This is a genomic window from Kitasatospora sp. NPDC001175 (assembly GCF_053598215.1).
Genome location: NZ_JBSFJU010000045.1, coordinates 25217 through 37223, shown reverse-complemented (window position 1 = coordinate 37223; position 12007 = coordinate 25217). Strand labels below are relative to the sequence as shown.

The following is a 12007-nucleotide window of genomic DNA, read 5'->3' as shown; positions in this document are numbered from 1 at the left end:
GATCGTCCGGCGTGCGATGTGCGGATGGGGGCGGCTGACGGGCGAAGGCACGTCGGCGCCGCGGTGAAACTCAGCCCCGGTGACCCCTCCAGGCCTGGACGATCGCCCTGCCCGCGCCCAGGCGGGACAGGGCCGACTCGGCTGCCCGCAAGCCGCACATGCCGTGGACGCCCGCGCCCGGAGGGGTCGACGCCGAGCACAGGTACACGCCGGGGACGCCCAGGCTGTACGGGTCAAGGCTGGCGCGGGGCCGGAAGACGAGCTGGCGGGCGTGGTTGGAGCCGCCAGCGATGTCGCCGCCCACGTAGTTCTGATTGCCGGCGGCCAGCCGCGGCACGGAACGGGCGTGCACCGCCAGGATGCGTCGGCGGAACCCCGGGGCGAAGCGCTCGATCTGGGCGGTGACCGCCTCGAGCGCGCTCCCGGCGTGCCCGTGCGGGACGTGGGCGTACGCGTACAGGGGGTTGGCGCGTCGGACGGAGCGGGAGGGGTCGGCCAGGTACTGCTGGCCGACCAGAACGAATGGCCGTTTCGGCATCACGCCGCGCGCGGTGGCGGCCTCGGCCGCGGCGATTTCGGCCGCGCTGCCGCCCAGGTGCAGGGTGCCGGCCCGGCGGCACTCCTCATTGGTCCAGGGCACGTCTCCGTCGATCGCGAAGTCGACCTTGTAGGCGGCCGGTCCGTGGCGGTAGCGGTTCAGCGACCTGCGGACCCGCGCAGGCAGGCGGTCGCCGACGATGCGCGCGGCCGCCCGCGGGCTCGTGTCGAGCATGACGAAGTCCGGGGTGTGGCCCAACAACCCGGGCAGCTGGTCGAGTCCGGCGACCTCGACGCCGGTGCGGACGCTGCCGCCGAGGCTTTCCAGGCATCGGATCATCGCGTCGGTGATCGCGTAGCTGCCGCCCTCGGCAACCGGCCAGCCGACGGCGTGTCCGGCTGTGGTGAGCAGTAGGCCGACCGAGCCGCTCAGCGGGGTGTCCAGCCGCCCGAACACGTGCGCCGCGCTACCCAGGTACAGCGCTCGCGCTGGCTCTTCCCGCCAGTAGCGGGTCATCCAGGTCGCGGGCGGCAGGGCGGCGACCCCGAACCTCGCCAATGCCGCGGGGTGCCGGGGCAGATGAAGCACTGGGCGGAGCACCTCATCGGCGATCTTGGCGAAGTCGGCGACGAGTGGTGCGAACAGCCGGCGCCAGGCCGCCCCGTCCCCGCTGCCGAGCGACGCCTCGGTCCTCGCCATGTCGCGGGAGAGGACCCCGGCGCGGCCGTCGTCCAGCGGATGGGCGAGGTCCACCTCGGGCCACAGCCAGCGCAGGCCGTGACGCTCCAGGCCGAGCGAGGACAGAAGCGGGGAGGCGACGCCGGTGGGGTGGATGGCGGCGCAGTCGTCGTGGAGCAGGCCGGGCAGCGTCAACTCGGAGGTGTGCGTACCGCCCCCTGGGCGGTCCGCGGCCTCCAGCACGGTGACCGAGAGCCCGGCCTGGGCCAGCCGGATGGCGGCGCCCAGCCCGTTGGGGCCGCTGCCCACGACGACTGCTGTGCTCATTGGTCGAAGCTCCTTGCTTGGTGCTGGGCGAGGCCCATGGTGCCCGAGGCCTGGGGCGGGACGCGGTCAGCCGGCGGGCGCGCCGTGATCAGGCCCGGGGCGGACGGCTCCCGCTGTCTCCGCCCCGAGTCCGCTGACCGCCTCCGCCGCCGCCTCCGCCCCGCCCTTACCTCCGCTCTGGCCTGACCCTGCGCGCGGCTGACGCCGTCTTTCACGCTTCCCGGACGGCACCGAGCCGTGCCGCTTCGCCGACGCTCTGGGAGCTCGGCTGATCGGCGCGCAACGCGCGCCCGGCGCCACTCGAGGTCGCCGGAGCAATCGCGTGCGAAAACATCGCTTCTCCATGCCCGACGCCGACGTCGAGCACACTGCCGGAGGTCACGGAGGTGAAGCAGTTTTGGAGCACTGCGGGTTCAGGTCTCCCGCATGTCCGATCCGACCGGCTCCCGGCCCGTCCCCCTGGACGGCAGTAGTCTGACCCCATATCAGTTCGCGGGGGCCGGGACCTGAAGAGATTTCAGTAATCTTCCCGACATTGTTCGTCTCGAACGACCAGAAGGGGTGCGGTGGGATGCTGGGGGGCAGAGGGTTCGGCGACCGGCAAGACGGGGCCGTCTTCCATCCGGACTTGGAACCCCCGTTCTGGAAGCGCCACGACGCGCGCATCCGGATCGCCGCCTTCACTGCCACCATCGGCGTGGTGGCCGGCCTGCTCATCGCCGGCGCCCCGTTCGACGACCAGGCGCCGGCACCGGCACCGGTGCATTCGACCGCGCCCGAGTTGGTCAGTACCACCCTCACGGATCGCGACCCCAAGGCCGCACCGAACGCGCAAGCGGTCTATCAGGCCCTCGCCGGGCTGGAGAACGCGGCCCGCGGCGGTGCCGCCGGGGGCACCGTCCTCGGCCAGCACGTGGAAGTGCACAACGAGCGGCTCAACCCCGAGTACGGCGACCAGCCGGGACTCAAGCAACCTGGCTACTACTACCGGAAGACCGAGGAACTCACCGGCCGCCTGGCAGGCTTCGTGGAAGCCGATCTGGGCCCTGGGTACGAGGAGCCGGGGTGGGCGGCGGGCGACCCGCGCAGCTACTCGACCGGCAAGTGGCCGACGTGTCGACCGGGTTGGCAGTACACCGACGATGTGGTGGACCTGCTGCAGGGCGTCTGGTCCGGGCTCCCCCGGCCCGCCGACGGCAGCTACTACACCGGTGGCACCGAGCACAACTGCGACGGCTCGACCACGACGCTGCCGGAGAACGGGGGCGGCCCGGCGGGAATCGTCGGGATGTCCTTCCACGAGCCCTACCCGGGCAGCAAGCTGAAGTCCTTCTCCGAGGTCCAGTGCTCCGGCTCGCCGGCCGCGCACGACCCGGGCTGGTTCGACCGGGTCATCGACTGGCGCGACGACACGCCGGAGTACCAGGCGCTGCTCGGTGATCTCTCCTACCTGGCGGACCACCTGGCCTACCTGGCCGACCACGGCGTTCCGGTCCTGCTGCGGCCGTACCACGAGATGAACGCCACGAGTTGCGCCAACGGCTTCTGGTGGGCCGACCAGCCGCCGGCGAAGTTCAAGGCGCTCTGGCAGATCATGTACAACTACCTGGTCGGCACCCGCGGACTGCACAATCTGATCTTCGTGTGGTCGCCTTCGGCCTGGGACGGCACCAAGGGCGGCGATCCGGCGGCCTACTACCCGGGAAGCCAGTACGTGGACATGGTCGGCGTGGACGACTACAGCACCACACCCCGGACGTCCGGGCGGTCCGCCTGGACGTCCCAGTGGTACGACGGCCTGGCCTCCTACCGGAAACCGCGCATGCTGGCCGAGTCGTTCTACGTCCCGGTCAACCAGGCCCAGAACGACACCCTCAGCCGGACGCCGTGGGTGGTCTGGTCGGTCTGGGGGCAGGCGATCACGGCGGACAACGCCACCGAACCGAGTCGGCGCAACAGTCAGGACGACCTGACGGCGAGCTTCCGCGCGCCACTCGCCATCACGGGTGGCGGCAGGGCGCAGGGCTCGACCTTCGACTGGCGGAAACTGCACCGGCAGTGACGGTCCGGCGTTCCGGCCACCGGGCACCGGGCGAACGACTTCGTCACAATCGCACACCGGGGGATTCGGGAGGTGGCGAACCGTCACGTCACTTTGTAATGATGCTACTTGGCCTCATCTGACCATAAGCATATTGACGCGAACTCCTAGAGGTGAGTGCGATCATCGGGGGAAATCGGGACAATTCCGGCATCGGGTCGCACGACTCTGCCGAGGTGCCCAAGCTTTACCGGGTCGCGGCCCATGTTGCGCTCGGATGGGCCGCCCTACTGCTGGTGCGGGCGCTCTGGAACTGCTTTGCCGATGTGGGCATCGTCAACTTCCTTCTCGGAATCGTGTACTACGGCTCGACCGACAAGACCGGTCAGGCCGAGACGTCCAGCCTCAGTTACGCCGTCTTCTACGGAGTCGGCGCGTTCTTCATCCTGCGCGGGAGCCACTGGGCGCGCGGTCTCGTCTGCGGTGTCGCCCTGGTCGAGGGGTACAACCGGCTGCGCAGCCTCACCGGGGCGCTGTTCGACCACGCTCAGCGCGGTTGGTTCACCAGCAGCACCCAGGGCGAACTGCTGCTGGCCACCTTCGTCCTCGGTGTCATCGTCAGTGTCGGGCTGGTCCTGATGCTGACCCGCCGGGTCGGCGCCCACGTGCCCTGGCAACCGCCGGTCAACGCCTGGACGGCCGCTGCCGTTCAGGCCCAGCAGGCTCTGGCCGCCCAACAGGCCGCCTACGGGCCCGGTCCGTTCCCGCAGCAGCAGATGGGGCAGCCCTTCGTCGCGCCAGGGCCGATGAACCCGTACCAGCAGCCGCCGGTGCAGCAGCCCCTCGGGCAGTCGCAGCCGGTCGCCGGGCCGGCCGCGTCCGAGGGGTTCGGACAACAGGCCCCGGCGCATCCGGGCATGGCGGCACCAGCCCAGCCCACGCCGGGGGAACCGCAGCAGCAGGGCTGACAGGCCGACGGCCACAGCCGCAGGAGCAGGGACCCGAGGCGGTCCGGCCACTGGTCGGACCGCCTCGGACCGTTCGGAGGAAGGCAGTGCTACCCGCATGACCAGGGCAACCGACAAGCTGGCTCACCGGATCTCCCAGTGGCGCCCCGGCCTGACGCCGTTCGCCCTGCCGTTCCTGGCCCTCCTCGGGTTCGGCCTGTGGACCTATCGGCCGAACCACACTCCACTGGGCTGGATCCTCACCGTCATGTGGTCGGTCCCGGCCGTGGGCGTCCTGGTGGGCCTCCAGGGCGCGCTGCTGATCCGGCGCCGGATCCGGCGCAGCCACGAGATGACCCCCGCCGCGGAGGTGTCCGACGATCTCCTGATCGTGCTGGTGCCGACCATCGGCCGGCATGACACCTACCCGGCCCTGGAGCGATCCGTCCAGTCGTACGTCGCCCATCTCCCGGTGTACTTCTCCCAGCTCCGAGTCGACGTCCTCACCGAGGAGGGTTGCGAGGCCGCCGACCGGATCGACACCCTCGGCGCCGCGGATCCGCGGATCAGGATCGTCACGGTGCCGAAGGCCTACCGGCCGCCGAACGGCACCCGGTTCAAGGCCCGGGCCAACCACTACGCGCACGAGTTGCGGATCGCCGAGGGTGAGGCCCGGGACGAGGTGTGGGTCCTGCACATGGACGACGACACGGGCGTCGGGCCGGACACCGCCGAGACGCTCGCGCAGTTCATCAACCGCCAGCGCCGATCCAGCCCCGACGAGGCCAAGCACATGGCGCAGGGCATTCTCACCTACCCGCGCGAACTCGCCGTCAACCGCTTCACCTGGCTGGCCGACGCGGTCCGGCCGGCCGACGACATCGCTCGGTTCCGGGCGCTCACCGGCACCGGCACGCCCATCGCCGGCGTGCACGGCGAGCTGCTCCTGCTCCGGGCCTCCGTCGAGGCGACCATCGGCTGGGACTTCGGCCCGAAGGCCATCGTCGAGGACGCCCAACTCGCGCTCACGTTCTGCCGCCGCTATCCGGGCCGCAGCGACTGGTTCAACGGCCGCTGCTACGGGGCTTCGCCGGCGGGCGTCCGGGACTTCGTCAAGCAGCGGGAGCGCTGGTCGTGGGGGCTCGTGGCGCTGTGCTTCAACCGGAGCATCCCGCTGCGGCACCGCTGGTTCCTGGCCCTGTGCGTCTCCACCTGGATCATCGGCCCGCTTCAGCACATCGCCATGGTGCTCGCCTTCGCCTGGCTGAGCGGCTCGCTGAACACCTCGCCGGTCGCGCAGTCCGTGGTGCTGCTCTGGGCGCTGAACTTCGGGTACGTCATCTGGATGTACTGGGAGGGCCTCCGGCTGAACGGGCTGGTCTCGGCGGGCGGCCGGCGCCGCTGGTGGGAGCCGATCGCCGTGGTCGTGCTCATACCGGTCTTCTCGGTGCTAGAAGGCATAGGCGGGTTCCGCGGCTTCCTGAAGTTCGTCCGGGGCGAGGAGAACAAGTTCGTGGTGATCGCGAAGCCCGCCTGATCCGCTGCGGGCCCCGTGCGGCGCCAGCGACCCGACCTACTCAGACCTCACAGGAACCCGACGCCATGACCCGATCCCGTCGCCCCTGGCTCGCTGTCCTCCCGGTCACCGTGGTGACCGCCGTCGCCGCCGTACCGCTCGCCATGGGAAGCCAACCGCTGCACTGGGCGTCCGGCTCGGCCGTGCCGAGGCTCTCGACGGCTGCCACACCCTCCCCGGTGTCGAGCCCCGTCAAGGAGTTCGCCGACCCGGTGATCAATGCCGCGGACCCGGTGACCGCCGCGCCGTCGGCCGAAGTGCCGACCGTGGCCCACCCGTGGGAGCCCGGGATGCCGCAGTGGGGTGCCCAGGTGTACTGGGAGGACATGCCGTCCGACGGTGAATCCGAGATTCGCGGGAAGGCCCAGCGCATCGCCGACTACCTGGTGGGTCTGGGCGCCAATTCCGTCGCGCTCTCCTTCCCCGTCTACATCGACGGCATCGACTCGAACAGCCTGCACACGGGCAAGAAGACTCCCTCCCCGGCCAGGCTCAAGCCGGCGCTGGACACCTTCCACAAGGCCGGCCTGCGGATCACCCTGCGACCGATCATCGACGAGCGCAGCCTGCTTCCCCAGTGGCGGGGCGCGCTCGCCCCCGCGGACCGGGATCAGTGGTTCGCCTCGTACGGCAGTCTGCTGGCCCAGTACACGGACGTCGCCAGGAGCTCGTCAGTCACCACCATGGTGGCCGGCACCGAACTCGTCTCGCTGGAGGGCGATCCGCACTGGTCCGCGCTGGTCTCCGACCTGCGCAAGCGCTTCCCCGGCGAGCTGGTGTACGACACCAACTGGGACAACTACGTGGCGCACGACGTCGACGTGCCGGTGGACCAGGTCCAGGTGGACGCCTACTTCCCGGTCGACGCACCGGACAGCGCGGGTGTGGAGCAGATCACGGCCGCCTGGAACCAGTGGCTCGACCGCAAGCACTCCGGCGACTTCTCCGCCACCCTGCTCTCGGAGGCCGGCATCGGCGCGGAGAACGGCGCCTATCGGAGCCCCGGCGACTTCTACCGGTACGGGCGGGTCAACCCGCAGGTGCAGGCGACCTGGTACACCGCCGTGTGCCAGGTCGTCCGGCAGCGCAGGCTCGGTGGCGTCTACTGGTGGTCCGTCAACTTCCACACCAACCCGTCGATACCACCGGCCGACGACCACTCCCGACTGGACTTCGCAGGACGCTCCCTGACCGAACAGGCCGTCAAGTCATGCTTCTCGCAGTCGTACCAGCTGCCCGTCGACAGTCAGGACGCGAGCTCCGGCGCCGGCCATGAGACCGGATCCGGCAGCAACCGCCCCGTCAGGCCGCCGAAGCGCTGACCGGCCCTCGGCCACCCGGCTGGCGGTTCTGCCTACCGGGTGGCGGCCGGGGCCGTCAGGCGGAGCTGTTGCTCAAGCCACGGCGCGATCAGGGCCTGGCCGTCAGTCGTCAGCCGGGTGCCGTCCACGGTCGCGTAGAACCGGCGGCCCCGGGGGGTGCCCTGGCGGCAGGCATCAACCGGGCAGAGCTCGGCGTTGAGGTCGACCAGTCTGACCTTGCCCCGATGGGTGTCGGCGAACTCCTTGACCCGCTGGTTGTAGCAGGCGGCGCCGATCGGGTCGGTCGCGCTGTTGTCGAGCCGCTCGTTCATCACGAACACGGTGGCCTTCGGCACCACCGACTCGATCACCTGAAGGGCGTCGGCGAGCCGCGCGAGGTACAGCTGACGGTAGGCCGGGTCGCACGCGGTCTGCTTCCGGCCTGCCACCGTGCGGTCCTCCGCGTCCCTTCCGAGGTGCAGCAGCACGGCGTCGGGCTCGCTGGCGGCGAGGCCCGCCCGCCACTGCTGCCGCCAGCCGTCGCAGCCGGGGTGGCCGTCCGAGCCTGCCAGTACCCCGCAGCCGGCCAGGGGCCCGACGACCCCGCTCGCGCCGTTCAACGACCCGCCGGGCCGGTTGAGCGCGGTGGCGAAGTCACCGGCCAACCCGTCCCCCAGGCCGAGGACCAGTGCGCGGCCGTTCGGACGGAGCAGCTGAGCGGCCCGGGTGGGCAGCCAGTACGAGCCGCCGGCCACCGCGAGGCATCCGGCGAGAACCAGCGGCAGGGCCCGCGCCGCGCTCCAGGGCCTGACGGCGGCCCGCCGGGTCGGATAGTGCACGCAGATCGCCACGAGCCAGCTGAGGCCGAGGCCCGCGAGCAGCACTCCGTACCAGGTGATCTGCGGCCAGCCGCGGCGCAGCAGCCAGAACAGCAGCGGCCCGACGAGCAGCACCGCGTACCCGATCCGGCCGAACTCGACCAGCAGGGGGCGGCCGAGCAGCCCGCACAGCGGGCCGCGGCCGAGTGCCATCACCAGGGCGAGCAGGGCGAGCAGCAGCGCGGTGGCACCCTCGACCAGCAGCGCGGCGGTCGGCGCCGGGACCAGGTGCGCCAGCCTTGACTCGGCGCCGGTACCCGATCTGACGCCGACCGCTGCCAGCCCGACCGAGAGCACGGCCCCGGCAAGCGTCCAGCCGATGGCCGAGCGGGCACCGCCCGCGCCGGCCACGGCACCGCCCGCACCACGACGTTGGATCACGATCACCGCGCAGCACGCGGCGACTGAGCCCAGCGCGAGGTCGAGCATCCGCTCGGCGCCGGCGAAGAACACCTCGTGCGAGGCGAGCCCCCGCCAGGCCGCCGCGGGCAGCGCGAACGGCAGGGCGACCAGGGCTGCGGCCGCCGAGAGGAGAAGCGCGCCGAGCACCCGCAGCGATCCGCGCAGCAGGAACAGCAGGACGGTCAGCAGCAGTGGCCAGACCAGCGCGATCTGACCGACGACACTGAGCGGCCAGACCGCCCCGAAGGGCTCCGGAACCCACGAGCCGTCGTAGGCCGACTTCGGCAGGATCCCGTCGGCATGGAACTGGGCCCAGTCCGCGCACTGCAGAAAGACCGCCGGCACCAACGTGCGGAACACCTTGGCGATCGGCAGCCCGCCGACGAGTCCGACCGCGGCCAGTGCCGCCCCGAGGCACAGCAGCAGTACGGGGGTCTGCTGCTTCAGCAGGCGCTGCCAGCGCGACAGCAGGCCCGGACGCCCGGACGCCAACTGCTCCCGCAGCACCGAGAACGTGACCAGGAACCCGGCCGCGACGATGACCGCATCGACGGCGGGGACGGACCTCGCGCCCGGCATCCCGCCCGCCTCGGCCAGCACCCCCAGCACGGCAAGGCCTTGCAGACCGAGTACGGACGGAGTTCGGGGCGCGGCCACCGGGGTGTTCGCCGCCGGTTCGGCCGCGGCGGCCGAAGCGCCGTCGAGGGCATCGGCCGACTCGCCCCCGGCACCCGCAGCGCTGGCGGGCACACCCTGGAGGACAGCGGTCCGGCCTCCGCCACCGGACCGCGCCCGCGGCACCGCTGCCGCCGCCCCCTCCAACTCCGCTTCCGTTGAACCTGGCCTGACCGTTCTGAACTCAGCCATCGATGCCCGCCGTTCGCCCCTGGTTGCTCCGCCGGTCCCCCCGCGCAAACCCAGCTTCCTCAGACAGCGCGGACCGTTGGCGGGCTCGTCGCGTTCGCCCACCAACAAGCCAACCTTTATACCAAACGGATACCCGGCCCTCCGCGACGCGCTTCCGTCCTGACAGCAGCTGACAAGCCGTCACGCCAGGACCCTCCCGACTGCCGCGGACGGCGCGCCGGGTCGCCGATGCGGCGTCACCATGCCTGTGTCGTGGGCGCGGTGACGAGCTGGCGTCGGGCGTCGAGCGTCGGGCGCTGGGGTGCGGCCAGCACCGCGGCCATTGCGGCCGCTGACAGGCAGTCGGATGACCTTTCCCGCGCGATCGCCGCAGGATCGAGAGAGCGTCCCCCGGGGGGGGGCGACGGCTGCGCCACAGGATGGGAGGTGTCCGTGAGGTGGGCATGGCGACACTCCGAGGCTCCACCACACGGTGTCGCAGTTCACCGACGGCTACCTGGTCGCCCGGGCGGTCGGTGAGAGGGCACTGATCGGAGTGCTGGGCGACGCCGGCATGGATGTGCAGCGGCTGCATGCCGAGGCGCAGGAGTCCGCGGCGCGGACCAGCATCCTGCTCACCGCGGAAAGCAGTAAAGGCGAGGTCAACTGACCTCATCAGTAACTGAGTTACTGACTACGGGGTCGACATCGGTCCACTTCCAGGACAACACGGAGAAGGAGCACAATTCAGCGGGTCAGAAGTTCGAGCGGCCCAGAGCATGAGCGAGAGGGCCGCGAGTCTGGTGAAGGCCTTGCGCGTCGAGGTTCCGGACTGCGTCGCGGCGGGGGTCATCGACATGTCCACCGGCATGCTGCTGTCGGTGGAGACCGTCGACTCGCACCCGCCGGAGGTCCTCGACATGCTGGCGGCAGCCACCCTCGACCTGTTCCAGGGCCGTAACGTGGTGATGATCGAAGGCATCTTCGAGGACGGCGCGGGGTCGTCAGCGACCGGCACTACTTCCAGGAGAGCGGGGCGTTTGCGTCACCGCGAACAGCACCACTGTCAGCCGATGCCCGCGTACGAGTGCTTTCCGGTGACGAAGATGTTGATTCCGTAGTAGTTGAAGAGCATGCAGGCGAAGGCGACCACGCCCACATAGGCGGCCTTTCGCCCGCGCCAGCCCGCGGTCGACCGGGCGTGCAGGTAGGCGGCGTAGGCGACCCAGGTCACGAACGACCAGGTCTCCTTGGGGTCCCACTCCCAGTACTTGCCCCATGCGGCTTCGGCCCAGATGGCGCCGGCGATGACGGTGAACGTGTAGAGCGGGAAGACCATCGCGGTCATGCGGTAGGAGAACCGGTCCAGCGTGGCCGCCGCGGGAAGCCGGTCCCAGACGGAGGCCGGGGTGCCGAAGGGGCCGGTCGTCTCGCCCAGGGAGCAGCGCTTCTCGTAGGTGTCCTTGCCGAGGTAGAGCAGGGTCGCGGTGGTGGCGGTGTAGAAGGCGCCCACGCAGAGCGTGGCGGCGGTGACGTGGATTCCCAGCCAGTAGGAGTGGAGGGCCGGGACGAGCTGCTCCGCCGCGGTGTAGAGCACGGTCACCGCGACGCCGAGGGTGAGCACGACGCCGAGGGTGACGGGCAGTCCCAGCCAGCGCACCCGCACCTTGGCCGCCAGCAGGCCCAGGTAGACGAGTACGGTGGCGAGCGCGAAGGCGCAGGAGAACTCGTACATGTTGCCCCAGGGCCAGCGCATCACCGACAGCCCACGGGTCGCCACGCCCCCGATGTGCAGCAGCACGCCGAGGGTGGTCAGCGAGACCGCGATCCGGCCCGCCAGGTCCGCCCGCGGGCTGTCACCGGCCGCCCCCGGCCCGTCGACCTGCTCGACCCCGCCCCGAGACGAGGTCACGACGCCCGCGCCCTCGCCCGCCAGCACGGTACGCGTGACCGTCGTGGAACCGCCGTCCCCCGATGCCACGGTGACCACGGCCTTCTTGGCCACCCGACGCGGAGCGGCCGCCGCCACCGTCTCGGCCAGACTCGTCTGCTCGGCCGAGCGCCGCGCGACGGTCCCCCTGCTGCCGAACGTCCACTCGAAGAGGTGGGCGAACATCGCGAGGAGGTAGACCGCTGTGGCCGCGATGATGAGTTTGATGGACGTACCAGCCAGTTGAGGATCAATGGCCGAGGCGAGCTTCACCAAGAACTCCTTCGGAGTCAGTTTCGATGAGGCGGACCCACCCACTGTACGGCGGGCGGATCACCGCAACGGCTGCGGGGCCGAGTCGACGGCTACCGGCCTCTCGGGCTCGCCGGATGAGCGATAATCGCTGCCCGGTAAGCGTCCTGACGGCCAGTCCGGTAATCCGGTGAGGCTGGGTCGGCGCGTGCGCCACGTCCGGCTCCAATGCCACCCGGCGGCAATGCCCCGGGGGCCGGAAGGGGCTTTGGCGCAGCATCTTCTGAAGCG

Annotated in this window: 8 protein-coding genes and 1 pseudogene; 6 read left to right on the top strand and 3 right to left on the bottom strand. The window is 70.9% G+C overall.

The window, feature by feature from the left end; all coding sequences use genetic code 11:
• Positions 1-70: 70 nt before the first annotated feature.
• A complete protein-coding gene (locus ACWDAK_RS27415) occupies positions 71-1543 on the bottom strand; it encodes a phytoene desaturase family protein (RefSeq protein WP_427394169.1) in 1473 nt (490 codons plus the stop codon).
• 628 nt (positions 1544-2171) lie between these two features.
• Here ACWDAK_RS27415 and ACWDAK_RS27410 point away from each other — a divergent pair.
• From ACWDAK_RS27410 to ACWDAK_RS27395, 4 genes are all read left to right on the top strand, one after another.
• Positions 2172-3605, top strand: a complete 1434-nt coding sequence (locus ACWDAK_RS27410) for a glycoside hydrolase family 26 protein (protein WP_427394170.1) — start codon at positions 2172-2174, stop codon at positions 3603-3605.
• 215 nt (positions 3606-3820) lie between these two features.
• Positions 3821-4552 carry a hypothetical protein gene (locus ACWDAK_RS27405; protein WP_344640542.1) on the top strand — a complete coding sequence of 244 codons (732 nt, stop codon included), beginning with the start codon at positions 3821-3823 and terminating at the stop codon, positions 4550-4552.
• Between the two features lie 97 nt (positions 4553-4649).
• The gene (locus ACWDAK_RS27400) at positions 4650-6068 is read left to right on the top strand and encodes a glycosyltransferase family 2 protein (RefSeq protein ID WP_344640541.1); all 1419 of its coding nucleotides are present in this window, start codon (positions 4650-4652) and stop codon (positions 6066-6068) included.
• 65 nt (positions 6069-6133) lie between these two features.
• Positions 6134-7429: a glycoside hydrolase family 113 gene (locus ACWDAK_RS27395; protein ID WP_427394171.1), complete on the top strand. Its 1296-nt coding sequence runs from the start codon at positions 6134-6136 to the stop codon at positions 7427-7429.
• A 32-nt stretch (positions 7430-7461) separates the two neighbouring features.
• Here the strand turns inward: ACWDAK_RS27395 and ACWDAK_RS27390 are convergent, their stop codons facing one another.
• Positions 7462-9438: a hypothetical protein gene (locus tag ACWDAK_RS27390; protein ID WP_344640539.1), complete on the bottom strand. Its 1977-nt coding sequence runs from the start codon at positions 9436-9438 to the stop codon at positions 7462-7464.
• Between the two features lie 589 nt (positions 9439-10027).
• On the opposite strand from ACWDAK_RS27390, the gene ACWDAK_RS27385 reads away from it, so the two are divergent.
• The gene (locus ACWDAK_RS27385) at positions 10028-10204 is read left to right on the top strand and encodes a hypothetical protein (RefSeq protein ID WP_344640538.1); all 177 of its coding nucleotides are present in this window, start codon (positions 10028-10030) and stop codon (positions 10202-10204) included.
• Positions 10205-10313: 109 nt separating this feature from the next.
• Positions 10314-10564 (top strand): annotated as a pseudogene (locus ACWDAK_RS27380) (hypothetical protein); the annotation flags it as partial.
• 36 nt (positions 10565-10600) lie between these two features.
• Here the strand turns inward: ACWDAK_RS27380 and ccsB are convergent.
• Positions 10601-11737, bottom strand: a complete 1137-nt coding sequence (gene ccsB / locus ACWDAK_RS27375) for a c-type cytochrome biogenesis protein CcsB (RefSeq protein WP_344640537.1) — start codon at positions 11735-11737, stop codon at positions 10601-10603.
• Positions 11738-12007 lie beyond the last annotated feature (270 nt).